Raw genomic sequence first — 23,494 nt, forward strand, 5'->3', positions numbered from 1 at the left:
TGACACACCATAATGTGACACATCCAAAATGACACAAGGGCGTTGACCATGTTCATCCGTGCTTACCTGCGAGCCTCCACTACTGAACAAGATGCTAACCGTGCTCGTGCTGCTCTGGTGGACTTCATCGAAGGAAAGGGCAAGCGTATAGCCAGCTTCTACGTAGAGAACGAATCCGGCGCCTCTCTCCAGCGCCCTGAGCTGTTCCGCCTGCTGAATGATGCCCAGCCAGGAGACGTGCTGCTGCTGGAGCAGGTGGACCGCCTTAGCCGCTTGAAGGAAGAAGACTGGAACCAACTCCGCGCCACCATCAAGGCTAAGGGAGTGCTGGTAGTCGCCTTGGACCTGCCTACCTCTCACCAGTACCTAGCCACTGCTGGTGCAGCAGATGAGTTCACAGGCCGGATGCTGAGTGCAGTAAACGAGATGCTTCTGGATATGCTGGCGGCGGTAGCACGTAAAGACTATGAAGATCGGCGCCGCCGTCAGGCCCAGGGAATCGCTAAGGGTAAGGCTCAAGGTGTTTACAAGGGGCGTCCGGCTGATGCGGAGCTTCACGCCAAGATTGCCGAGCTGCTGAATGATGGTAAGAGCATCCGCAAGGTGGCTGATTTGCTTGACTGCTCCACTACCACTGTTCAGAAGGTGAAAAGAGCCTTGGAGCCTGCGGCGTAATCATTCCTAGCTGCCCCTGAAAGCCCGCTAACGCGGGCTTTGTTGTTTCTGCATGTACGACCAAGAGACCATCACAGAATGGGGATTGCCGCAGGCCTGGCCATTGGCATCACCACCGTGAAGGGCCACTGGAAAAATTCCAAAAAAATGCTTGCAAATCAACAAGTTGTATGAATTTATCTGTAGACGCTAGACGTTCTTAACCCTAAAATGAAGCCTCTGCCCCAAGTGGCAAATTAACCATTAATCAAAACGTGAGAATTCAACCATGAGCAGCTACCTACCCCGTCGTCTCTTCAGTCAGGAAATTACATATGAGCTCCTTGGAACCCCATGTACGCGAATTTCTCAATAACCCCATCAACTCGTACCGGCGACTCGCTGAGTACCTGAACACCTCTCATCCTCGTTCAGACGGCATCCTCTGGACGAAAGACTCTGCCTATCACTTCTGCCGCACCCACGGCATAGCCTCCCGGCGTCGCTGCCGCAGCCAACCTGCTGCCAGCATTTCGAAGCGCAAGCGCAGTCGCCAAGCCATCGTGAAAGCGCTGACTGAAGCGCTTTCGCGCACCGGTACAAGCCTTGCCTCACTGGCTCCCTTTCAAGTCAGCACCATCGCGCGACTCTCTGGCTTTCAATTGGTCACCGTTGCGAATAACTGGCATCACCTGGAAACGGAGCTGCTTGAACTCGCCAAGCTGCCACCCAAGCCGGTCGTGCTCCACATCATCGACGACGAGGTGTGACGATGGCAGGCAAGCATGCAACACCAGATCAAAGCGCTCAGGCAGTCATCCTAAGAGAGGCTGGCTACACGTTGTCGGTGATCGCCGAACGCCTTGGTGTGAGCCTCAGTAGCGTTCAGCGCTTGTTGAAGAAGAATCATGCTGTGGCCGGAGCCACTAAACAGGCGCTGATAGAGAAGGCTAGGGATGACATGCTGTCCTCGGCCTTTTCACTGGAACGCGTTCAGCAGATGGCTGCTTCGCTGGTGCTGGATGACTTTGCTCTCAGCCAGAAGATCAGACAGAAACTCCATCGTGCGTTGGATGCAATCGAACCAGATAGCCCAAACGCAAGCCGAGCCCTTGCTGCAAACGCTACAACGCTCAAGCTGACACAAGATGTGAACAGGCGGGCGCTACCCCTCGACAAGCTGGAACAGGCGCAAGCAGTCGAAGAGCTTCCGGCGCTGGAGATTCACATCATGTCGGGAATGGACGTGGAAGAGATGCGGGCTCAGCAGCGGCTTGAAGAAGCTGAGCTGAACGGCGACGAAGAGGCCGCCAGCGAAGAGCTGGAGACCCTTCAATGGATTGCAGCCAGGAAGGCGATTCGCTCAGAGAGCAACGACATCGTAGTGATCGAAGACTGACCTTACCTTGACCATGCGATGACCACTCAAGGTGTCAAACCCTTAGAACTCACGAAGCGACTTCAACCCACTGGCCGCAATGAGCGGAACCGTTTTTTGAAAATCCGGTACGCCGGCAGGATCGAACCTGACGATGAACAATAGCAATCAGCGCCGCCCTACTAAGCGTGGACATTTTCTAAAAAAACATCGAGTGACGGCTCACACTCAACGGGTGTTAACGCCAGGAATGGTGGGGGCTCTAGCAAGCTTCCACGCTGGATACCAACGACACGTAGCAGTATTAGGGCAATTGGATACCTCTAACCCTGACACTCCTACCCTGAAGAAGTTCTATGTTTTTACCAAGCTAGCTCTGGAATACACATACAAAGTTAATCTCTGCGATTGGCAACGCAGGCTTCCAACTGAGGTTAAGCGCGCGTTCACCATGCTTGGAATATCGGGGACGCCAGGTGCGAGTATCTTCACGTTCCGGTTAGGTCATGAAGTCGCTGAGAAAGCTCTCTCGGCATCAGAGGGTCCGGCTGCTCACCTGGCTGCGCTGATCAAGCGGAAGCTCGGTATCAAGGACATCGCCTTCATCCTCGAATACCCGAGCAGCACCAGCGATGAGAATCACCAACTCCATTTACATGGTATCGCTTGCATCCCTGAAGGATTGACTGAAGACGACATCCGGGTGGTGCTGGCGCCCAAACCCAAAGAAGAGGTCAAAGGCTATCGTCAGCGCTTCGGTAACAAGGCCATCGACCTGCAACCGATCACCACTCCCGGCGCGTGGATGAGCTACATCAGCAAGGAGTATCTGATCACACAGCGCAAGCTAGGCAGCGCTCCGGATTATGCCAGCCACGGCGCCAGCAGAGCGGGGAAAGAGCTGTACGAAGAGCTTGTGAGCTGGATCAAAAGCGAGAGGGCCCGGGAAGCCCCCCAGGAGCTCGCAGGTGAGACGAACGCGACCACCTGTGATCATCCGCCAGTCAGCGAACCTTGCCCAAGCAAACCCTCCCAACGCCAAGATTGAACCGCGCATGCCGGCACCGTTGATTGAGTCAGTGGGCGCGAGGAGTTCTCTGATTGGACGGTAGCGATTGCTCCGCCTCAACAAGCTGCTGCCAGCTAAGGCGAACTGCCTCTCGGTAGTACACCTGGGCAGCGCTCAATTCGCTACTCCCTTCCTGCTGCTTGCTTGCGAACACTCGTAGGTTCGCGATCAAGAGAGGTAAGTTCTGACGCAATTCATGAGTTAGTTTCACTCTCGCCGGATCAAGATCATCGTCGAAGGAGTGAATGAAGCGCTCATACAAACCGGTAAAGATCGTGACGCTTTCGTCAGGGCGATACCTGAGCGCCCCAAACTCATTGAAAAGACTGTCCACATGACCGCTGATCTCAAACGCCGCATAGTACAGCCGACGCCCCAGCCCAATCTCTCGCTTGAATTCTTCAGCCTGCCTTCGATTTCGCTCGTGCCACGGCAACCAGACTGCGACTGCGATAGCCGATACCGAGCCTACAGCCTGCACCCAGCTTGGGGCGTTTGGCGAATCCCAAGGCAGAGTCCAAAGCCATAGCAGCGGCAGCACCACGGCAGGGGATAGAAGGAGCCACATCAGAATTGCGCCCGCCCGGAATCGAATCGTGACTTCGTGCGCCAGAAAGTCCTTCAACCGCATCGCTTGGCTCCATGCCGTTAACCGAATCTCAGAATGCTACTACTCGGCTAATCACAGCAGTACAGCTGATTGTCGCGGAAGCTTGGCTCAATCAGTTCCGATAGGAGGAACATGGCCTATCAGGGCCCCCAGGAGCTCACAGGTGAAGCGATTACGTTTATTGCCGCAGGACGGTAGACACCAGCCCGGAACGCACCACACGCGACAGGAGAGCTCGATGCTTGTTACTCAGTTGCGTGGACTTCAATCGGGGGCAAGTCGTAGCACCTATCCATCACTGCGTTGATCTCAAAGCTCACATCAGGGAACGACGAATCCATGGGACCAACAGCAAACCCGGTAAACCCGGTGTAGCCCCCCATTGAATTTTTGGCGTTTACCTCACCGCAGAAGTACGTCCCATCCTTCGACTTGCGAATTTCTTTGAACTGAGCCGACGTGGGGTCCTTCAGGTTTTCTCTAACCAAATCTTCAACCCTGCTCGCTTCGCTGTCGCAACCACTTAACAGCACCACTAGCAGGCCCAAAGCTTGTGTACGCATTTCACTTCCTTATCAGTGAGAGCTCGAATCCCTCCCACAGAGCGTTCTTGTTGAAAGTTCAGATCATGCCTGATGAAGGCTCAGCGCCCTCACGAGTCCCTTGGTTTTCCTTCTGCCCAGTCCCGACAGGCGCAATGCACACCACCCGGCGCTCTACGGGCGTTACTTGCAAACGCCCCAAACTGATCAAATAACGCTCAGCAGATATGACGAAATGCTAACTTTAGTCTGTCGAATCATAGTATGCAACGAACGACAGTGGCGGGATGCCACTCCAGCCCAACCAATGCCAACTCGTTGCAATCTTCGCTGCCAATGTGAGGCGGAGGCGTATTGAGCTCGGCTTCTCGCAAGAGGAGCTGGCCGAGCGCGCTGGCGTGCATCGGACCTACGTGGGGATGTTGGAGCGGAGTGAAAAGAATGCCACGCTCCAAAGCATCGAAAGGCTTGCTATCGCGCTGGAGGTAGAGCCGGCAGTGCTATTGACTACCCCAGGGAGTCCATAGATTGAAGAGCGATTCGACGCTACAGCCTCGCCGTGGCCTGCTCTGGGGCATCAGCCACGCCTGAGTGTCGTGGTGTAGCTTTCTGGAGCGTTAAGCTCGCCAGACATCTCAAGCTTCCATTGCACCTTTCGCATCCGATCCCGAAGCTTGGCCTGAAGGACGCAGATCAAGGAATCCACTTCCTCCAAGCGAGCGAGAAGGCCTTCGTGATCTGTCGATTTGAAGCTCATTGCTAGCCGCGAACCCTCCCCAAGATTGAGCCAGCTGAACTTCGGCTGATGTAGCGTGCGGTCAGTGTGGGCGTACTGGCCGTTTCTGAGCCGGATCATGACCGCATGGAGCTGCCGCGACTCAGGAGGAACAAGCTTTTCACTGAGCCGATGGCCTTCGCTGGATCTAGTGAAAGGCCGGCAGTAGGTGACAATCAGGTCTCGCAGCAGTGGGTAGCGGAACGCATCGCTCGGCGCCGACTTGATCAACCGAACGGAGTGCGCTGCTGTATCCAGGTCAATATCCCACAACCGGTCGTAGGTGTACTGGGTCATCAATCTCTCATTCATCTGCCACTGCTCCTCCTGCTCTTTCCCTATCAGTGCGCACGAATTCACCACCAACCCTCCCGCACTCGAAAGCTTCGAGATTTTGCAGAGGAATGCCGAGGCGGATGCCTGCAAATTTTTTGCAGGCCAGCACGTCGCCCGTAACCCAAGCGATACTGCGGCTGGCATAATGCCGCGCTCTGACGCGCTTGTGCCTGAAAAACATGTCGACCCTGCAGCTCCTTGACCTCCGTGAAATCCCCCCTGATATGTATACGTTCACGCTGTATGCTCAGGGAATGCAGGTATGCGGGATTCACTACGAAGTGCTATTCCTCCCGTTGGCTGCGGGTTGGTTCAGCTATGAAGGGGCATTCCGGCAAGAGGTCAGGGACCTGCCTGAGGGCGCCTACGAAATCAAGTTCGCACTGAAAGACGACGTAGATGCAGGCGGACCGAATTTTCACACGCCACAAGAGTTGGGCTATCCTCCGCTGACTCGTAAGGAGTTTCAGGTGTTAGGGGAAGGGCTCATGCAGTCCATAAGGGTCTTCGACAAGACGCTCCAACCGAGCGCCTACGTCGCAGTAGCACTTGATGACCGGCCCGGGCTTAGCCGATACTATGACCGTCTCGTTGTCACCTATAACGAGCAAATCACTTCGCTGGGGCTACGATTCCAGCAAACCATGAAGGGGCAAGGCTATGCGTTCTTACGCAACTGAAGCGAAATCGACTGCTGAAAAGCTGAAAGAGCTTAAGGCAATGCGGTTGGCGCAGGCTGCCCGCGCGATCAACCACGCGACCCTCAATGGCTCTATCAAGGTTCTCGTTCCTGCTGAACGAGCAACCGCGCTCGGTCAACCTGCCTGACTGAATAGAACTGCAAAAGCCGGCCGCGAGCCGGCTTTTTTTGTTCTGCCTCTGCCAACCGTCCCTCCTTCCTTTCCCGCCTTAGCTGCCATTTCTGAGCTGCCATAACTCTTCACCTCACCGCCAGCGCCAACCCACGTACGCAGGTTCAAATCCTGCCCATTTTGCTTGCAGTCCTATGAGATCGTTGGCTATCGTCCCGGTGAAACATCAATCAGCCCCATCAGGGTGTGACATCACAGAACAGGAAGGCGGAGCAAGCCCACAGATTCAGGGGCTTCCAGAAGGGGAATGGGAAGTGGTTGACCATCCCCCCGGCTCCACCAATAAAGTCGTTAAGCCTTTGACTTTTAAGGCTTAACTGAACATGGGGTTCAAACCGAGTCTGGAAATTTCTCGCAAATTTCCAACTACGACGAGGTTGAACCCCATGCTCCATCTCTCTCATTACCTGTACCGCGACAACGCCGATCGCCTGACCTTCCGGGTGATCCTGCCCACCCTCCTGCAACAACGCTTCCCCTCTGTAGGCCGTGAGATCCGCTGGTCGCTCGACGGCGTGCCGCTGGACGACGCCCGCGAACTGGCCCTGAATCTGGCGCGGCGCATTCGCGACTTGCGCTTCCGCCTGGGCGAGCTCAAGACCGCCGAGGGCCTGCTGCAGGAACTCCAGCGGATTCAGGCATCGATCCCACCCCTGGGCCGTCGGAGCGAATCCCCTGCGTTGGCGCGCCCCCACAGCTCGCAGGTTCCCTGCCCGGTGCACGACCTCAACCTCGGTATCGGCCGTCAGCGCGTCGAGCAACTGCGCCTGACACCGACCTTCCTGCTGCGGGAGCAGCACCAGCTCACGCTGCAGGTCCCCCTGCCGGACCTGCTCGGTGCAGCCTATCCGCTGATGCTGAAAACCCAGGTGTTCGACCTGCACACCCTGAACCAGCCGGACGCCGAGCAACGTGCCGCGTTCATTCTGCAAGGCCTGGCCGAGCTGAACGAACGGCTTCAGCAGCACCTGGACCGTGGCGAATGGCTGCCCCTCTACCAGGCCAGCTTCCAGCTCGAAGCCCTGCGCCGCTACCTGCTCCCGGAACACGGTCTGCACTTTCACCATGACCCGCGCTGGTTGCCACTGCGCCCGCAGGACCTGCGCGAGCGTGACCACGAGTACCTTCGCCGCCTCGATGCCCCGGCTGGCTTCAACACGGCCGATCACCGGCTGCATCCGGCGACGGGCGGCCCGCACCAACTGGACGTCAGCACGCCCCAACTGCTGCGCGAGCACTACCCCCAGTTGCCGGAACGGCTGACCCTCGACCTGCACACCCAGGACCTGCACGAGGCGGTGCTGAAGGCCGGCTTTGTGCTGGAACGTTTCGACTGGCTGGCCGACCTGGTGAAGCAGGGCCAGCAGTTCGGCGGTGGCATCCCCAGCCTGCACGAACTACGCCTGCACGTGGAAGCGATTCGTGCTCGTTTGCGCCCGGAGGGCAATCACCCGCTGCCACCACGCCCCACTCCACCGAGCCCACCCACCTCGAGCCGTGACACTGCCTGGGGGCTGCCGACCACGTCGCTCGACACCGCTCCCACCAATCCCCTCGGGGCGCTGTTCGCCAGCGGCTTCCAGCCCCGTAGCGAACACCGCGCCGAAGGGCAGATGACCGTCCACCAGTTGATGGAGCGCTACCGGCGCGAGCAGGAGCTGACCGGCCAGTGGTCCCACCAAGGCACGCGCTTCCTCAACTGCGCGCGCCTGGAGGTGGCCTGCGAACTCCTGGGGCCGGCTCGCCCCATTGCCTCGGTCACCACCGAGGACTTTCGTAACCTGCGCAGGGTGCTGCTGATGTACCCGCGTAACCGCCGGCAAATCAGCGCGCTGAACGACACGCCGATCCATGTGCTGATCGAGCAAGGAGGCTACGAGGCCATTCACGCCAAGACGGCGAAGAAGTACTTCGACCTGGCCAAGGGCATGTTTCGCTTCGCCTACGACAACGAGTGGATCGCCCGCGACATCGCGGGCCCGGTGCAGCTCAAGGAGAAGTCCCGCAAGAAGAGCAACCGCGTCCGCCGGGCCTACTCCCAGCAGGAGTTGCAGATGCTGTTCAACGGCCCGGTGTACACCGTCAGCAACGTCCCGCGCTGGCGGATGGACAACTACAAGTTCTGGCTGCCGCTCCTCGGGCTGTTCACCGGCTCCCGGCTCAACGAACTCTGCCAACTCACCCTGGAGGACATCTACCAGACCCCGGAGGGGATCTGGGCCATGCGCCACAACCTCGCCCATCCGCACAAGCTGCTGAAGAACGCCAGCAGCGAACGGGACATTCCGCTGCACTCCATGCTCATCGAGCTGGGCTTTCTGGAGTTCGTCGCGCAACGTCGCGCCGAAGCCACCTCCCGCAAGGAGCTGCTGTTTCCAGAAATGCGCGCGGACACCCGCCGCGCCCACAGCCACCTCGCCTCGCGCTGGTTCTGTGGCGACCCGCAGCGAGTCGGCTACCTCCAGCAGTGCGGCTTCCCCCGGCGCAATGGCCTCAGTTTCCACTCGCTGCGCCACACCTTCGTCAACCAACTGCGCCAGACCGGCGTGGATCAGCCGCGTATCCAGGCACTGACCGGGCATATCAATGACTCGACGACCGGGGACTATGGCGATGGCTACAGCATGGAACTTAAGCAAAAAACCATCGAAATGCTGCGCGTCAACCTCGACCTCAGCCACATTAGCTATGCGCGCTATCAGGCGCTGCAGAAACGCAGTTCTCGCCCCGGTCGCCCCATGTCTACAAGACAGCCTGCGACCGTGCTCCGCAGCACTACGCAAGCCGAGAAGCCCGACAACCAGGCGCTGGTGGAGTGGCTGAGGCAGCAGCGCGACCCCCAACAACCGGAATGATCGCCAGGCGCCGGCCACAACGTGCCGGCGCCACCACCGGACCGTTCCACAGCCCTCGCCCGGCCTCGGTTCACCTGCAGCAATCTTTTTCTCTTCACGCCATTAAATTTTTCCACCTATTGACTTTCCTACAACTTCCGCCGGCTGGAAGTTGTAAAATAATCAAGCATTATTTAAACACCCCCATATACAGCGCGCCATTTTCCACTCACTTGACAGAGTAAAAACGAACACTATATTGGGCCGTAAGTCTGGTAGCCCCAGGCCCGGCCATAGAAAGAGTCTCCTTATGGCTTCACTTCGGAGCCAAGGAGTTTTAATGTCATGTACTAACACCCTGACGTTTACCGTCCCGCAACATAATACACTCGACCCGCTCACTTTGGCCGCCACGATCCAAGCACTGCTCAATAACCCGCAGCACCTGAATGCCCTGCCCGGGCTTTCGCTACGAGACTCTTCAGCCCCACAGAGCCTGCCCACTGCGTCGCAACAGGTGACGCTGCAGTATGTCGCCAACACCATGGTCCACGAGTACGCCGTACTTGGACATTGGGAAGTTGGCTCCACACACAAATATCGCTCTCAATTGCAGCAGATCATTAACCTGCTAGGTCCTGACCGCCTGACGAGCTCCTTGTGCACAGATGACCTCACCAATCTTAAGGCATCTCTTAAACACAAGAACAAGAACTCCCTGAGCCTGCCAGAAGTCGATCTCTCATGGGACGACCTTGAAGAGTCGGAAGGCAATATCGGCGGCGAAACCATCCATCGCTACTTCAATCTACTGAAGCGCTTCATCATCTATTGCGAAGAGTCCAACTATCCGCTCGGCCAGATAGATATGAACGTGAAACTTGCCGGAAAGTCTCCCACCACATCCCATTATTTGACATTCGACCCGACCGAACTCGAAGCAATTTTGACCAGTCGGGTGTACACCACCGAGCCAACCGAGCGTTTTCGCTGGACGCCGTACAGTTATTGTTTCTGGCTCCCCCTGCTCGGGGTGTTCACCGGTGCACGTCCGGGCGAACTCTGCCAGTTGTATGCCGGCGATGTCTTCGAGGAGTCTGGCATTCCCGTCATACGCATCACCGACCGCGGCCCTCTGCAGCGCCTGAAGACCGATGCCAGCGCTCGGCACATTCCGATTCACCCCCAACTGCTTGCCACGGGTTTCCTCGACTTCGTCGCCATGCGGCGCAAGGAAGGCGGCCGATTCCAACCCCTGTTCCCCGAGCTGCCCTATGACCAGCGGCATGGCCATGCACGCGCGGCATCTCGTTGGTTCAGCGGACAAGGCATCACCGATCTGGGTTATCTCAGCGCCTGCGGGCTCAGCAAGGGGATGGGCTACTGCCTCTACAGCTTCCGCCACACCTTCATTGACATGCTGCGTAAAGTCGGTGTGCAGGAAATGATGATCAAGACGCTTGTCGGACATACGCTGGAGGACGATGTGACCATCAACTATGGTCAGAACTTCTCCCTTGCCCAACGACACGAGAAGCTTGCCCATCTTCGTCTGGATGTCGACCTCTCGCACATCGCCTGGGAGAACTACCAACGCCTGCAGCGGCTCAAACCGCATTGCCAGAAGAACCGGCGAGCGGCGACTCAGCGCCGCTGACGTTAGGGCTGCGCCATTGGAAGCCCATTGCCAGGAGAGGGTCGACCTCCTGGCTTCGGCTTCAGCTCCGGATCTGGATCCGGTAGAAGAGGATGCAACGGTGCATGCGGCTCTAGAGGCCGCCCCCCTTCTCTGGCCAGCTCGGCCCGTATTGCACGCACCACTGCCGAACACCGCATCTCGATCAACTCAGCATCGACCTGGATGTGGGTGCAAGGCACCAATTGACGCCCCTCCCAGTAGTCGAATCCCACCAAAGGAATCGCAACCTGGCCTATATGGGCCATAACACGCCCCTCAAGCGCCCCTTGGCACCGGGAGACCAGTTGCTCCATCACGATTTGGTTTACGCGGCCGACATCGACCGGCACGAACGCTTCGCGCACACCACCCAGCGTGAATCGAATGGCTGGAGGCATGCCCTGTTCAGCCAACCAGGCTTCATCCGCGGCACTGATCCCCACGATGCGCAGCCAACTCTGGGGGGCTTCGAGCTGGAGGTGTAGGTTGCAACCCAGGCTATTCAACAACAGCAACCGCGACCAAGCGGTGTTCACCTCGCCCTGCTGGGTGAGCTGTCCGAGTGACGCCTGGCCAGAGTGGCCATAGTCGATCGACCACGGGATGAGTTGGCGACCCAGTTCCTCCAGTAGGCCATTCACCACCCGCCAATCCTCTCGCCCCTCAACCGGCTGCATCCCCTGGCGCAACAAGTCGGCCTCGCCCAACCGGCTCACTCGCCGCACCTGCGGCCTCGTGGTCCGAGCCGGTGCTAGGCCTTCCGCAAGGGCGGGGGCTCGGCGAGCATCGCTTTCAGCTCGCCCATCAGGGTCCGTAACTCGCTCCTCTCGCGGCGAGACTGCTGGAGTTCCTCGCGCATCAGGGCGCGCATTTCCTCGAGTAGCACCTGATTCTCGACCGCCAGCGTTGTCATCGCCTGCAGCAGCGGGAACATCGCTTCCGCCAACTCCTCGCTGGTCGTCACCTTGGCCTGGCGCATCGCGTCCAAGGTCACCGACAGCTTCAAGGCCATTTCTTCCGTTCGCCGGCGCAGTACCTGCTGAGTAATCTGTTCGGCCTGTTCTAGCTTGCTCATTTCTCCACCCTTGCAATCTGGACTCATCCTCTACCGTCGGTTCATAGCCGGCCACGGCGATATCCCGTATTGCCAATTCGAACCACATACGCCGGCGAAAGGTCTCCGAACCGGAAACCCCCATACGTTTAATCCCCCGCGCCTTGGCGCGCTCAGCGATCGCCTCGGGCACCAGTTGATGACCCGAGCGCGCCAGGAACACCTTGGGCGACTCCACGAAGGCAATGCGCTGGGGCTTGTTGCGCCAGACCCAGTCGAGACGGCCCTCCCCCACCGGCTTGGCCACGAATTTGGGCAGTCGCGGTAACACCGACGGAGATGCAGGCCGTGAACATTCTTCAGAACCGACCTCCACCTGCACCTCGCCCCCCGCCTCCTCGCGCTTCGGTGCAAAGGGCTTCACCAAGTGCAAGTGCTGTGAAGCCGCAAAGTGGAGTTGCTTCGACAAGGCCGGCCAGGAAAACCCCTTGCCGAGATCGCTGCCCTTCATCGGCAAGTGCTCGCCGAGCTGGAACGCGATGCCAGACACGCGGCCCGTGCTCGCGATGGTCGGAATCGGCGTGACGCCGGCATCCAGCAAGCGTTGCCAGAACACCGGAAAACTCGGTGGCCCTACCATTGCCGCCTGCACCAAACCCTGCAACAGCATGCGATCTGACGGCTTGCCAGTCCGAACCACCTGATTCAGCTCACGGCTGCTTGGCGCGTTGCTGAGAGCGGGCGCTGTGCCAGGTCGTCCCACGGTCACCCGATAGAGCCCGTACTTGGCTTCCAGTCGAGCCGCTGCCGCCTCCCACAAGCGGAAGTCCTGGTGTGGATTCCAGATCCGGCCGTTCTCCTCGACGACCGAAAAGGCAATATGCACGTGCAGATGCGCGGTATCGCCATGCACCACGAAGAGCACCTGACGCTCACCCGGGGCGACCTCGGTCAGCGCTTCCTTGGCGATGGTCAGCGCTTGCTCTGCAGTCAATTGATCGGCCGCGTGCTGATCGTTCCCGGGAAAGAAACTCATTACTGCGTGGACAAAATGCTCCTCCGGCGGCTTCTTGCTGCCACGCGCCTGTGCCGTAAAGCGCCATAGCGCCTCCGCCCACTGCTTGGCATAGTCTCGCGGCAACTCGCCAGGCAGCAGGGGTAACGCATTGTGCGATTCGTGCAGCAGCACCCGCTCCTTGGCTTTGTCCTTTCTCGACAACAGGTAACGAACCAGGGCGCGCAAATGCCGCTTCGAGCGATGCTTGCGAACCTTAACGATCATCGAGCTGCCCTCGGAGCGCGCGTAACTCCAGCGCAATGTCGCGAAGTGCAGCGTCATCCACCAGCAGTCCCATGTTCGCCGAATACGCCAGTTGATTCAGGTTGTTGCCGATACGCGAGAGTTGGTTGATCGACTGGCGATCCCACACCGATCGCGGCGGTAGAATCTCGCGGTCCAGGGCAGCACGGATCAGCCAATCGGCGACGCTCAGTCGCAGGTCCTTGGCCTTCTGGCGGATGGAGCGTTTGTCTTCGGGAGTGATTCGGAGGCTCAGCCTCGCGGTTTTCTGGGTCATGGGAGCACCTTGTTATTATTGTTATGTCAATGCCATTGACGGATTGGGAATGCTTTCCTTTTTCAAGCGCAGCGCCGAAAAAGCGAGCCGCGTTGGGAGGAACGAAGTGACGTACAACGCCTTTGCTCGCAATCGCGCGGCTTCGAATTAAGTATCCCACAGCCAAACCGTCGAAAAACGCCACCCGGGAAACCTGGTCGTTTTCACGGGAAATTCGGTAATTTCCCCTCAGGTTCATCGCCTTTATGAACACCACTCTCGTCGAGAGAGTTTCCCAATCTGGCCTTTCCTTTCCAAATTTGGACGCCTAACGTCCGAATTCGGCCCTGCCGTTCCGCATTCGGCCTCGCATGGCCAAGCGCGGCCACCGAATGCCGTATTCGGATCACGGTCGGCCGAATTCGTCGAAGGAAAACCGATCTGGGAAAGGGGATGCCAATGGCGCAGCTACAAATGATCAACGAACCCGGCCTCGCCGAGCGGCTGCAATCCAGTCTGCGCGAGGCCACCGGGAGCATCTCCCTGACCGAGGTCAGAGACTGCATCTCGAACCCCAGAATCCGGGATTTCTACGTGCGGGATCTCGATGCCTCAGGTCTTCCTCTGGCCGGTGCCAGCGCCCTGAGCGAAATCAGCATGCTGGCGGACAGCTGGCAGAAAACCTATGCCATCAGCCTCAGCGACTGGCGTGACAGGCCGGGGACGCTACAACTGGTCGACCGCTTCCACTTCCAGGACCCAAGCATCGCGATCGTGCAGGTCTGGTACTGCGATCCACGCGAGATTCACCCGCATGAGCTGACCTGGCTGCTTGCCCTGGCAGTGTCCTTCACCGATTGCGAGTTGCGTCGTTGCGAGCGTACCTGCGGTGCGATCAACGAAGTGCTCGAACCCCATGGTTTCGCCCTGGAGGACTCCTGGTTCTGAGGGCAGGCGTATTACGCAGACCTTGAATGTGGAGAACGCCCATGAATGAACAACTGGAAGCCGTCCTATGCTCCCGCTACCCGAAGCTCTTGCCCTCACAGGGGCAGAACTGCCTTCAGTTGTTCGGCTTCGAGTGCCAGAACGGCTGGTTCGCGCTGATCTATGCGGCCTGCGAACTGATGCAGCAGCACACTGATAACAGCGACTCAGGGCAAGTCATTGCCTCACAGGTGAAGGAGAAATTTGGCGGGCTGCGCTTCTACTACCACGGAGGGGATGACTATGTCGCGCCCGTGGTAGAGCTGGTGGAACGGCTGTCGGAATCCATCTGCGAACTATGCGGAGCCCCAGGGCGCATCCGAGAGCGCAATGGCTGGCTCAGTGCTCGTTGCCTGCTCCATGAGGACGAAACTGGAATACCGTCGCAGGAAATGAGCGAATGGATCAGTCAGGGGGATTCGATGGCAGCAGTGCTGGAGGCCGCACTTAGACTGTTCGCCTTCGACGCTCGCGAAACATCGCGCTGGTTGACATCCCCTGCAAGAGCCCTTGGCATGAAAGCCCCGCTAGAGCATCTACAAGAGCACAACGGCCATCGTGATGTAATGAACCTGATTGGACAGATCGAACATGGGGTAGTCCCCTAGATTTCAACTGAAGTGGCTTTAGGCCCCTTGAAGGAAGGCAGCGAAAATCACCCTCACTCGACGTAGATAAGATCAGGGGGCGATTAGCCCCCTGGAAACGCAGAGCCTTTCTTACGTCGAGCGCATCAATAAGAACAGGTTCCTCTTCGCTCGAGTGGCTGCAACATGCAGCAAGCACCGCTCGGAAAGCTCTGTATCTTCAGTGACCCCAGCATCCTCATCACGACTGAACTGATCCGCATAGTTCGCAGCCCCCTTGTAGGCCGCCAGGATCACGACGCTGAACTCAAGCCCCTTGATGCGATGCATTGTTGCTAGGCGCACTCCCGGCACCGCAGGATCATCCGCAGTCGAGTTCTCTAGCTTCAAACAAGCCACGCCGGACTGCTGCAACGCGCGCGCGATACCATCTACGTCATCGTTGGTGCGAGCAGTTATACAGATCTGACGAAGCTCCATTCCATCATCCTGAAGCTGCTTCAAGATGGTCTGTACGTGAGCAACATCATCCTGCAGGGACATGGATTCGATGATATCTGGCGCATCACCGTGGGTCAGGGAACGGTACCCACGCAGCGAATCCGCATTGCCATCCAGGTCATCAACGGCACAGCCTTCAAGCTGCGCGCAGGCCCATTGTCGGATTTCATCAGTCGTCCGGTAGTTCACCTTAAGGCTGCGGCTGCGCCCTCGCACCTCGACACCCGCCCGACTCAAAACGACTTTGTGGCGATAGATCCGCTGGTGTGCATCCCCCACGATAAACAGGTCATTTTCCGCCTCTGCTACCGCCGCACGAATCAGCTCAAAGGCAGCGCTACTGATGTCCTGGGCCTCATCAACAACCATCGCGCGAATTCCAAGCGCTGGTTTCTCCGTGCGCAGGAGCTGGCAAGCCTCTCGGAATGCCTCCTCAGGCTCACGAAGATTCGCAGCCTGCAACTGAGCACGATACTCAGCGAATACGGGCCACAGTGCTTTACGTATAGCCCGCCCCAATTGCCCCCCACGCCCTACCCGGCTCGCCCTCATGTAGTCTTCAGAGGTTTCACAGCCTTGAGGTAAGACCACGCGTTCGTACTCGGCCCGCATGAACTGCGCGGATAGATCGATTGAAGCCGGCATGGCCGCCATGGCTGCCTGCCAGAAGCGACGGCGATCACTTTCGCTGTAAAGCAGACCATGGGGATAGCCAAATCGGCGCAGCAGCCCGGAGGCCCACTGGTCCAGGTTCACGACCTGGATCTTCTCCAACTCTTGCGGCGTACACAGCAGTTCCAAATGCTGACGAATGTCCTCAGCAAGGGTTTTCGTGAAGGTGGTGAACAACACTGGACGCCCAGGCATCTGGGCATACTGACGAGCCAGTCTTGCGGCACGATGCATAGCGACCACAGTCTTACCAGTGCCAGCCCCACCAGTGACCTTAACCGGACCATTCCAGTCACGCTCGACCAGCTTGCGCTGACTGGGATGCAGGAATACTCGCCAACGCTCTAGCGGAGCCGCCAGTAGCGCCTCGAGATCGCTGTCATCGGTCAAGACCACGAAGTGACGACGTGTACTGTCACGCTCCAGCGCCGCGCCGAAATCTGATTGATCGACTGTTGCGGGAGCAGACTGCTCATTGATGATCTTGTCGAAGGGCTCACCCGCCGCGAACAGATAGAGCGCTTCGAATGCCTCGTCCGGCAGAATCGCCTCTAGCGCGTCCAGTTCTTCTTCGCTCGTTACCGCCCGCACAGCAGCCAGACGCTCATCCGGCACGCCCAAGCGGCGAATTTCCCGATCCTTGAGGGCATCGAACAAGCCTTCCGAACCGGCCACCTCAGGCTGGACAACAGCAGCGGAAGCCGCTTCCTCCTGCACCGCATATACCTGAATACTTCCGACATCTGGGTGAATGGCAACGCGATGGCGACGAGCCCAGTGGTACGCATCGTCATGCTGATCAACCCAAAGCAGGCAGTACACGTTACCCACCTCCGGCTTGAGCACGATACCGCGCATATTGTCGTTAATGCGCACAGAGCGCATGTTGGCATCCGCGGCGTCACGAATCCGTTCGTAGTTAATGCCAGTCGCCATCGGGTTCTGGCGGAACTTGGCCACAAAATTCAGCACAGCCAATTGCTGTGAACGTGGAACCGCAGCAAACGACTTGAGAAAGTCATCGGACATCGCAATCTTGAGCGCTAGCGTCATGCCAGTGTCTCCATCAATAAACTCCTCAGCTCCTGGGGTAACTCACCCGATTCAGCTGCAAAACAGTGCCAGCCCTGAGATGCAAACACAGTCGCTGCCTCCAGAGTGTCTGGCAGGAAGATGGCGACCTGGACTGATGGCCAGGCGATCTCCGCTTCAGCGACAACTCGGCCCTTGCCGTCCAGAAGCTCATAGCCGGGGGCCGGCTCGGCAACTCCTGCCTTAGCCAGCACCAAACACCACACCTGCACCTCTTGAGCGGCGATCTCCATTGCTTCCTGCCAAGCCTCGGAAACGCCGCCCAAGCCGGTCTTTAGCACCGGGCCATCTTGCAGCGCAGGAAGTCCTGGCATGTCGGCAGTTCCCAGCCACAAATGGCGCAAAGGCAGCAACAGATTCATTACTTGCCATAGCTGCTGCCAGCGCTGCTTCAACTCTTCCTCGGGCGCTCCCGTGTCCTGCCACTCACCGATTACAACAGGCTCAGACTCAATTGAACCATTCCCCGTCATGACCTGTTTGAGTTGGTCTGGATGCATGGAAGCGATCACACCCAGAGTGGCTCCCAACTGACGGGCACCTTGACGATGCCCGTTGAGGTCGACAATCAACCCTAGATCGTCCAAGCGTTTCCAGAACGCCCCCCCCTTCAGCTTATCCAGCACGGAGGGCTCACCCGGCGGCATGAGCATACCCACCGAAAGCGCAACTGAGAGCTTGCGCAGATCATCATGACTCCCCCCCGCCAAGCGCTGATGGAGCTGCATGAAGGGCGAAATTGCCGTCAATGCTCCCAGGGCAGATACCCCTTGGGCATCGCACAGTTTCTGCACCATCGGAGCTGCCGCGACCGGCACCAGGGTGGGCCAAGGTGCGGCAACGGACAAAGGCTTGCCCTGCAAGGCGCACTCGATGTCATCCCACGTCAGTGTCCAAACCGAGAATTTGCCGCTCTTGGCGACTGCCATTCGCTTGGCCAGATCAGTCGAAATGATCTCTTTGTGGTACTGCCAGCCATCCACAAAGACGGCAATCGGCAGATCATCCGCCCTATCGTCCGGCCAAAATACGAAGTCCGGCTTGCAAGGGACCACAACACCATCGCCATGGCCTAGGCTCACCTGCAGTTCAATCTTCCAGCGACGAGCACCGGCCTGAAGCTGATAGCCCGCCTTGCCCTTGAACAGCAGCTCGCTGAGCTTGAACTTGAGACCGGAATGCTCACGGCGCAGCGCTTCGACAAAGCGCTTCTCAAGCATGCTGTCCATGAGATGGTTGACTGGCTGCACATCAGCCAGATGGGTTACCGGCTTGAGCGCACCTTTGTGCTGTACCACCTCTCCCAGCAACTTCTGCGCAGTGCTACGTGAAATCGACTCCCGATCATGGCTGTTGTGGTATCGGTAGACACAGCGATAACAGCCATCGGTTTCAGCATTCTGATTGCAGGTGCAGCTATTCAGCGCCTGCAGGGCAATGCCGAAAACCTCCAGCAATGGCTCCGGTGCACGCATCAGTTCCTTCAGATAGCCCGTACCACCCGGCACGCTGTCATAGATGACCAGGTAGCAGCGCGGAGTATCCGACCCAGCGGCCATGCGCATATCCAAGGCAATACGTAGATGGTCAACCGCACCTCGGAAGCGTTTGGCCAGCCCCAACTCCAATGCAGCTACAAAGCTCAGCAAGGCCTCATTGGTATCGGCGAAACCGACCTCCGGCAGGAAAAGCCTGATGCCCTCACTGGTAAATTCTCGATAGAGAAACACGCATTGCTGAGTATTGGCCTCGGGATTCTTTCGCTTGGAACACCATGTTGCATGGTTGCGGTAGAGCTCCTCGGCCTTCCGCTTCCGCTTCCGCTGCAAAGTGCCGCATTCGGTACAGATACTGAAGCCGGGGCGATTCAGCTCCTTACCACCAATCTCCATCGGAGCACCCTGCTCCGACTGCTCACCAAAGTTCACTTCCCGGAAGGTCACTCGGTCCAGGAACTCGAAGCCGAAGGGGAACGATTGCTCATCAATAGCGAAGGCCTGGCGCACGGCATCAGGCGGGCTATCGACCAATGCCTGGCGGACATAGAAGCCACGCTGGCGCTCGTCCGAGTCATCGGCAATACGACTGTCTCGATCAAGCGTACGAGCAAAAACAGTGGTCAAGCGCAGCATTTCGTGCACCCGTCCACTGTCTTTCCATAACCCGTCTCCACAGCGCGGACAGTTTGGATGCTGGTCACCCGAAGCCAGTGGCTCGGTGTATGAGCACTGCCGACAGAAACGCCAGTGCTCAGGCTTGACCTTCGATACATCCACCTGGTTGACCACAACCCGGCGCCCTTCGGCATAGAAGGTGTTGTTTGGCGCCAACTCGGTGATTGCTGTCGAGCCCGGTCGTTCGTACTCAAAGGTTTCCGGATCTGGTGATGAAGTGCCCGGTTTCGGATCACGAACGATGATCGAGCGCAGCAAGACTCCCTGCTCAGGAAAGGCGTAGTTCGGCAGCAGCCCTTCATCGGTCAGCACATTCAGGGTGGCCTTACCTTCGATACTACCGATCAGGCGCGAGAGCGCTGTGCGATCCTGAACCAGCCTCGTCAGCTCGTCCTCCTGCTCCTCACCGCGAACAGGCAATGCCTGCAGCTTCTCGATTTCCTTGACCGTTGCATCTCGCTTGCGCTTGATGCTCTCGACATCCGAAGCAATACCCTGCAGTCGATTGACGATCTTGTAAGCCAGGGGGCTGCCCTGCTCTCCGTCACCTTGGATAAAGCGTTCAAGCCAGGCTTGGGTGCCCTCACTCAGCGGCGTATATCCACCTTGATTGAACAGCTTCAAAAAGCGCTCAAGCAGAAGCTCACGATTCTGCTCTACATAGCTCAACCAAGGGTAAGGGAATCGCGTTGTGCTCTGGTTGACCACTGCGCTAAACACAACCCGTATTTCCGGCGGAATCTGAGCACTGCGCCCACTCTGATGCACCCAACAATCCAGAGTGAAGGCGGTGAGCTGACGCTCCAGTACCGCGGAGGCATTGAGAAAGACCCCAGGCGCCTGGACCGAGCCAGCGATCATGGACTTGGGATCCTCCCAGAAGTACAGGTCATGCGGCTTGCTGGTGGCCAGGCTCATCAGCAACGCATTACCCGTGCTTCGACCTGCACGCCCCGCACGCTGGATATAGTTGGCCTGCTGCGGAGGTACCGAGCATTGCAGCACGCTCGACAGGTCGCCGATGTCGATACCCATCTCGAGCGTCGGAGTCGCAGACAGCACGTTGATGCTGCCGGGCCTTTCTACCTTCGACTTGAAGTTTCGTTCCACCGCCTCACGGGTTTCTCGGGGTAGCAAGCCAGTGTGTTCATGGGCCACCACCCGCCGAATATCCGCATGCAGGTACAACTTTCGGTAATAGTCGCCGTTGGCCTTCGCGTCTTGCAGCTGCCCCCAACAGTCCTTGCGTCGGCAGGGCTCGCCGGCCAGGTTCTCATCCGGACCGGACATGAGGGTGGTACGACAGGAATTGCAGCGCCAGCCACGTCCGCCCACCAAGACATGGAAGCCGGCAGGCTCAAGGGCCCAAACCCGGACATCAGTCTTACCCTCAGCGTCTTCATACCTTGCCAATCCGACATGCCCGAGAGCCTCGAGGGCCAGGCGATAGAACGGCTGAAGCAGCTGATCGGCACCCAATGTCAGATCACGTAGCGCGGGCAAGGCACGGAAGGCCCAGGAACGGAACAAGGCCGCGTGACTGCCATTAACCGCCGCGCAACGCTGAAATTCGGTCAAGGTAACGAAACGAGGTGGCCGCGGCCCCGACAGCAGCTTGAATTGACTCGGATTCTTCTTGTACGCCCAGGGGCTGCTACCCATCCGGGCATAAAAATCCAATTCAGCATCACGCCAGGCACCCACACGCTGCATGGCCTCGATCAAGCCGCGCAGGAAAATGATCAATTCATCAAATGAAGTGGCAGCCAGCGGCTCCAGGGTGTCGCGCAACCTCGGCAACATCCATTGTGCCGCCTCATTCAGCCCGCCACTGTAAGGCACCACGCTCGCCGTTGCGGTCGCCACCAGAGTTCGGCCGATGTAGGCATCCTGGCCGAATTCCGCCTGGATGATCCAGGGCAGCAATTTGGCCAGCTCTTGCAGCAGATTGCTGCCCGGCGGCAGCTGCCCTTCCGACATCAGCGTTTCGTAGTCACGTAGCCACTGCATCTGCGGCGGAACGAAGTTGGCAACGTACTGTCCGTCACCCAATTGGCCGCGCCAATACTGGTCGAACGCCATGGGCAATTCGGCCAAAGTCAGAGCTTTTCCTTGCGCGCAGGCATCCGCGATCACTTGGGCCATAGCCGGGCGCAAATTCAAACGCCAGGTTCGCGCAGCCAGGAACCCTGCCCGGTGTGCGGCATCCTGAACGGAGTCGGAGAAGGCAATCAGCTTCTTGTCGGCATTGAAGCGGGTGGCAAACAATTGCCCCACCATCACCGCCGCCAGGCTGGCCGCCTGAGAACCAACAATCGTCAGCGTCTTGTACCCGGCGCAATAGGGGCAATCGTGATGGGCCTTGACGAACTTCGCGCCATTGCGGGTCGCCTCGCGCAGGTTGTTCGCAACATGTACAGCCACCAAGGGCTGATCCTCACACTGCGAACATTCGGTTTGCGACGGCGGGTGCAAAGTGCCACAACCTGGGCACACCTGTTTGTGCTCAAAGACCTTTAGGTCCACGTCCTCCGTGGCCGGGAATACGAAACGCGTCGATACATCCTCGGCAAAGAACGCGCTGTAAAAACCCTGAAGATCGTGCCCCAACTGGTTAGGGCTGGTTCTCTGCACCGTCGCGCCCCACCCTGTAGCATGGCACTCTCGGCAATGAATCACCGGCAGATGTAAGCGGGTCAAATCCGCCTTGCGCAGGTCATCGTGGTGACGCAGTTGTGGCTCCACATCCAGCACGGCCACCATGCGACGCAACTCACGTAGCCAGATCTCGACCTTCACCTGCAGGAAGAAATCTTGGTGTCCAGGCTTACGTGCATGGGCAACCAGCGACAGCAAACTAGACAACCACAGCAGGGCAAAACGCTCGTCCTCGCAGACCGGAAGGCGTCGATGCAGCAGGGACAGCAAGTCCTCAAGCAGGACAGACTTTGGCCCTAACCGCTCCAGATCCCGCAAGAGATTCTGGAAGGCGAAATGGCACTTCAAGCGCTCGCCCAATGAACAGCGCCAGGCGACGTCGGACGCCTGTTCGGCGGAGCACGGTTGACCAAACCATAGAGGTACTTGTGCGGCCAGGTAAGCGTGCAAGTCACCATACTGCTCAGGCGCCAATACAGCCAGATCAGCAGGCTGCGGACACTGAGTAAACTCCACCAGCGCTTCGGCCAGGTAGTCCCCCACCGACTCGCGGTCCTCAGCGATCACCGCAGCGGCATCCAGGACCTCACCGAAGATGTCGCCTGCGAACGCCAGCAAGTCATCGGCGCCATCGTCACCCAGGGTTGCCGAGGTGCCCACACACACCAACTGTCCCGGCGGCGCATTGAGGCGCCCCTTCAGACGGCGAATCAGACAGGCCAGGTCGGTGCCCTGAGCACCGTCGAACGTGTGCAACTCGTCAACCACCAGATAGCGCAGAGTATCCGGTTGCTGCTGGGACCACAGCGGTGTATCTGCCGCACGGATCAGCAGGAAATCCAGCATCTTGTAGTTGGTCAGCAAGATGTCCGGCGGATTGGCACGCAACGCATCACGACCAGTGATGACCGAATAGCTGCCATCTTCAAGCTGAGTCACCGTTTGCGACTCAACAGCCGGCGCATCGCCAACGTACAAGCCGGCCCGCACCCCGGACAGGGCGGCGGTCTTGACGATCTCCTTGGCTACCCGGTTGGCCTGGTCACCGGCCAGTGCGTTCATCGGGTACAGGATGATCGCCTTGATGCCGGGCCGCCCCTCCGCACGCGCCTGTCGGCAATGCTCCAGAATCGGAAACAAAAAGCACTCGGTTTTGCCCGAGCCCGTGCCAGTGGCCACCAGCGTGGACTGGGCAGACTCACCTGAGAGCCGAGTAAACGCCTTGGCCTGGTGAGCATGTGGCACAAAGCCCGCCGGCAGCCAGGAATAAACCGGCACGCCACCGCCCTGATGCTTACGAAACGGAAGCGGTACTGTCAGATACGGCCCCTTGAAAACATTGCTGTGCTCCGTCAGGAAGCGTTCCAGCAGGCCCTCAAATCCAGGCGTGGTGGAGGGAAATGCAGTGCGCAGGAAGTCTGCGACGCCTTGGGTGATCTGCTGAGCGACGATTAGCGGCTGCATG

General features: G+C 58.5%; 19 protein-coding genes. 11 read left to right on the top strand and 8 right to left on the bottom strand.

Annotation, left to right across the window (positions count from 1 at the left end; all coding sequences use genetic code 11):
* Window positions 1-48 precede the first annotated feature (48 nt).
* The 4 genes from FXN65_RS23920 (at window position 49) to FXN65_RS28050 (ending at window position 3,080) form a co-directional block, all read left to right on the top strand.
* Window positions 49-675: a recombinase family protein gene (locus FXN65_RS23920; protein ID WP_151137059.1), complete on the top strand. Its 627-nt coding sequence runs from the start codon at window positions 49-51 to the stop codon at window positions 673-675.
* A 314-nt stretch (window positions 676-989) separates the two neighbouring features.
* Window positions 990-1,424, top strand: a complete 435-nt coding sequence (locus FXN65_RS23925; protein ID WP_151137061.1) for a hypothetical protein — start codon at window positions 990-992, stop codon at window positions 1,422-1,424.
* Window positions 1,425-1,426: 2 nt separating this feature from the next.
* The gene (locus FXN65_RS23930) at window positions 1,427-2,053 is read left to right on the top strand and encodes a helix-turn-helix domain-containing protein (protein ID WP_151137063.1); all 627 of its coding nucleotides are present in this window, start codon (window positions 1,427-1,429) and stop codon (window positions 2,051-2,053) included.
* A gap of 133 nt (window positions 2,054-2,186) precedes the next feature.
* Entirely contained in the window at window positions 2,187-3,080 is an 894-nt protein-coding gene (locus FXN65_RS28050) for a hypothetical protein (RefSeq protein WP_178119387.1), read from the top strand.
* A 28-nt stretch (window positions 3,081-3,108) separates the two neighbouring features.
* Here FXN65_RS28050 and FXN65_RS23940 read toward each other — a convergent pair whose 3' ends face one another.
* Window positions 3,109-3,732, bottom strand: coding sequence for a hypothetical protein (locus tag FXN65_RS23940; RefSeq protein ID WP_151137065.1), 624 nt, complete (start codon window positions 3,730-3,732; stop codon window positions 3,109-3,111).
* Window positions 3,733-3,956: 224 nt separating this feature from the next.
* A complete protein-coding gene (locus FXN65_RS23945) occupies window positions 3,957-4,274 on the bottom strand; it encodes a hypothetical protein (protein WP_151137067.1) in 318 nt (105 codons plus the stop codon).
* A 266-nt stretch (window positions 4,275-4,540) separates the two neighbouring features.
* Here FXN65_RS23945 and FXN65_RS23950 point away from each other — a divergent pair, with 266 nt between their 5' ends.
* Entirely contained in the window at window positions 4,541-4,780 is a 240-nt protein-coding gene (locus FXN65_RS23950) for a helix-turn-helix domain-containing protein (RefSeq protein ID WP_151137069.1), read from the top strand.
* A gap of 50 nt (window positions 4,781-4,830) precedes the next feature.
* On the opposite strand, the gene FXN65_RS23955 is transcribed toward FXN65_RS23950, so the two are convergent.
* Together FXN65_RS23955 and FXN65_RS23960 are read right to left on the bottom strand one after the other, a co-directional pair.
* Window positions 4,831-5,325 (bottom strand): hypothetical protein, encoded by a 495-nt coding sequence (locus FXN65_RS23955; protein WP_151137071.1) that lies wholly within the window; start codon window positions 5,323-5,325, stop codon window positions 4,831-4,833.
* Between the two features lie 7 nt (window positions 5,326-5,332).
* Complete coding sequence (locus FXN65_RS23960; protein ID WP_151137073.1) at window positions 5,333-5,545, bottom strand: hypothetical protein; 213 nt, start codon at window positions 5,543-5,545, stop codon at window positions 5,333-5,335.
* Between FXN65_RS23960 and FXN65_RS23965 the strand changes: the two genes are divergently transcribed.
* The 4 genes from FXN65_RS23965 (at window position 5,544) to FXN65_RS23975 (ending at window position 10,727) form a co-directional block, all read left to right on the top strand.
* Window positions 5,544-6,044 (top strand): hypothetical protein, encoded by a 501-nt coding sequence (locus FXN65_RS23965; protein WP_151137075.1) that lies wholly within the window; start codon window positions 5,544-5,546, stop codon window positions 6,042-6,044. The two genes, FXN65_RS23960 and FXN65_RS23965, sit on opposite strands and share 2 nt — an antisense overlap.
* Window positions 6,025-6,192, top strand: coding sequence for a hypothetical protein (locus FXN65_RS28055; RefSeq protein WP_178119388.1), 168 nt, complete (start codon window positions 6,025-6,027; stop codon window positions 6,190-6,192). Before FXN65_RS23965 ends, FXN65_RS28055 begins: the two co-directional genes overlap by 20 nt.
* A 430-nt stretch (window positions 6,193-6,622) precedes the next feature.
* Complete coding sequence (locus tag FXN65_RS23970; RefSeq protein ID WP_151137077.1) at window positions 6,623-9,091, top strand: site-specific integrase; 2,469 nt, start codon at window positions 6,623-6,625, stop codon at window positions 9,089-9,091.
* A 319-nt stretch (window positions 9,092-9,410) separates the two neighbouring features.
* A complete protein-coding gene (locus FXN65_RS23975) occupies window positions 9,411-10,727 on the top strand; it encodes a site-specific integrase (RefSeq protein WP_151137079.1) in 1,317 nt (438 codons plus the stop codon).
* A 2-nt stretch (window positions 10,728-10,729) separates the two neighbouring features.
* Here FXN65_RS23975 and FXN65_RS23980 read toward each other — a convergent pair whose 3' ends face one another.
* Together FXN65_RS23980 and FXN65_RS23985 are read right to left on the bottom strand one after the other, a co-directional pair.
* Complete coding sequence (locus FXN65_RS23980) at window positions 10,730-13,141, bottom strand: relaxase/mobilization nuclease domain-containing protein (protein ID WP_151137081.1); 2,412 nt, start codon at window positions 13,139-13,141, stop codon at window positions 10,730-10,732.
* A complete protein-coding gene (locus tag FXN65_RS23985) occupies window positions 13,074-13,379 on the bottom strand; it encodes a plasmid mobilization protein (RefSeq protein WP_151137083.1) in 306 nt (101 codons plus the stop codon). Before FXN65_RS23985 ends, FXN65_RS23980 begins: the two co-directional genes overlap by 68 nt.
* 438 nt (window positions 13,380-13,817) lie before the next feature.
* On the opposite strand from FXN65_RS23985, the gene FXN65_RS23990 reads away from it, so the two are divergent.
* Together FXN65_RS23990 and FXN65_RS23995 are read left to right on the top strand one after the other, a co-directional pair.
* Window positions 13,818-14,306, top strand: coding sequence for a hypothetical protein (locus tag FXN65_RS23990; protein WP_151137085.1), 489 nt, complete (start codon window positions 13,818-13,820; stop codon window positions 14,304-14,306).
* 41 nt (window positions 14,307-14,347) lie between these two features.
* A complete protein-coding gene (locus tag FXN65_RS23995; RefSeq protein WP_178119389.1) occupies window positions 14,348-14,953 on the top strand; it encodes an antitoxin Xre/MbcA/ParS toxin-binding domain-containing protein in 606 nt (201 codons plus the stop codon).
* A 111-nt stretch (window positions 14,954-15,064) separates the two neighbouring features.
* Here FXN65_RS23995 and FXN65_RS24000 read toward each other — a convergent pair whose 3' ends face one another.
* Together FXN65_RS24000 and FXN65_RS24005 are read right to left on the bottom strand one after the other, a co-directional pair.
* Entirely contained in the window at window positions 15,065-17,158 is a 2,094-nt protein-coding gene (locus tag FXN65_RS24000; protein WP_151137099.1) for a UvrD-helicase domain-containing protein, read from the bottom strand.
* Window positions 17,155-23,493 (bottom strand): DEAD/DEAH box helicase, encoded by a 6,339-nt coding sequence (locus FXN65_RS24005; protein WP_151137101.1) that lies wholly within the window; start codon window positions 23,491-23,493, stop codon window positions 17,155-17,157. Before FXN65_RS24005 ends, FXN65_RS24000 begins: the two co-directional genes overlap by 4 nt.
* Window position 23,494: the final 1 nt, after the last annotated feature.

Source organism: Pseudomonas lalkuanensis (genome assembly GCF_008807375.1).
In the GTDB taxonomy this organism is placed as follows: Bacteria; Pseudomonadota; Gammaproteobacteria; order Pseudomonadales; family Pseudomonadaceae; genus Metapseudomonas; species Metapseudomonas lalkuanensis.

Coding starts and splice junctions, on each gene's coding strand:
- FXN65_RS23995 (WP_178119389.1), top strand. CDS start 14,348: ATGAATGAACAACTGGAAGCCGTCCTATGCTCCCGCTACCCGAAGCTC.
- FXN65_RS24000 (WP_151137099.1), bottom strand. CDS start 17,158: ATGACGCTAGCGCTCAAGATTGCGATGTCCGATGACTTTCTCAAGTCG.
- FXN65_RS23950 (WP_151137069.1), top strand. CDS start 4,541: ATGCCACTCCAGCCCAACCAATGCCAACTCGTTGCAATCTTCGCTGCC.
- FXN65_RS23925 (WP_151137061.1), top strand. CDS start 990: ATGAGCTCCTTGGAACCCCATGTACGCGAATTTCTCAATAACCCCATC.
- FXN65_RS23980 (WP_151137081.1), bottom strand. CDS start 13,141: ATGACGCTGCACTTCGCGACATTGCGCTGGAGTTACGCGCGCTCCGAG.
- FXN65_RS23945 (WP_151137067.1), bottom strand. CDS start 4,274: ATGCGTACACAAGCTTTGGGCCTGCTAGTGGTGCTGTTAAGTGGTTGC.
- FXN65_RS23970 (WP_151137077.1), top strand. CDS start 6,623: ATGCTCCATCTCTCTCATTACCTGTACCGCGACAACGCCGATCGCCTG.
- FXN65_RS23930 (WP_151137063.1), top strand. CDS start 1,427: ATGGCAGGCAAGCATGCAACACCAGATCAAAGCGCTCAGGCAGTCATC.
- FXN65_RS23960 (WP_151137073.1), bottom strand. CDS start 5,545: ATGTTTTTCAGGCACAAGCGCGTCAGAGCGCGGCATTATGCCAGCCGC.
- FXN65_RS23985 (WP_151137083.1), bottom strand. CDS start 13,379: ATGACCCAGAAAACCGCGAGGCTGAGCCTCCGAATCACTCCCGAAGAC.
- FXN65_RS23940 (WP_151137065.1), bottom strand. CDS start 3,732: ATGCGGTTGAAGGACTTTCTGGCGCACGAAGTCACGATTCGATTCCGG.
- FXN65_RS23955 (WP_151137071.1), bottom strand. CDS start 5,325: ATGACCCAGTACACCTACGACCGGTTGTGGGATATTGACCTGGATACA.
- FXN65_RS28055 (WP_178119388.1), top strand. CDS start 6,025: ATGCGTTCTTACGCAACTGAAGCGAAATCGACTGCTGAAAAGCTGAAA.
- FXN65_RS28050 (WP_178119387.1), top strand. CDS start 2,187: ATGAACAATAGCAATCAGCGCCGCCCTACTAAGCGTGGACATTTTCTA.
- FXN65_RS24005 (WP_151137101.1), bottom strand. CDS start 23,493: ATGCAGCCGCTAATCGTCGCTCAGCAGATCACCCAAGGCGTCGCAGAC.
- FXN65_RS23920 (WP_151137059.1), top strand. CDS start 49: ATGTTCATCCGTGCTTACCTGCGAGCCTCCACTACTGAACAAGATGCT.
- FXN65_RS23965 (WP_151137075.1), top strand. CDS start 5,544: ATGTCGACCCTGCAGCTCCTTGACCTCCGTGAAATCCCCCCTGATATG.
- FXN65_RS23990 (WP_151137085.1), top strand. CDS start 13,818: ATGGCGCAGCTACAAATGATCAACGAACCCGGCCTCGCCGAGCGGCTG.
- FXN65_RS23975 (WP_151137079.1), top strand. CDS start 9,411: ATGTCATGTACTAACACCCTGACGTTTACCGTCCCGCAACATAATACA.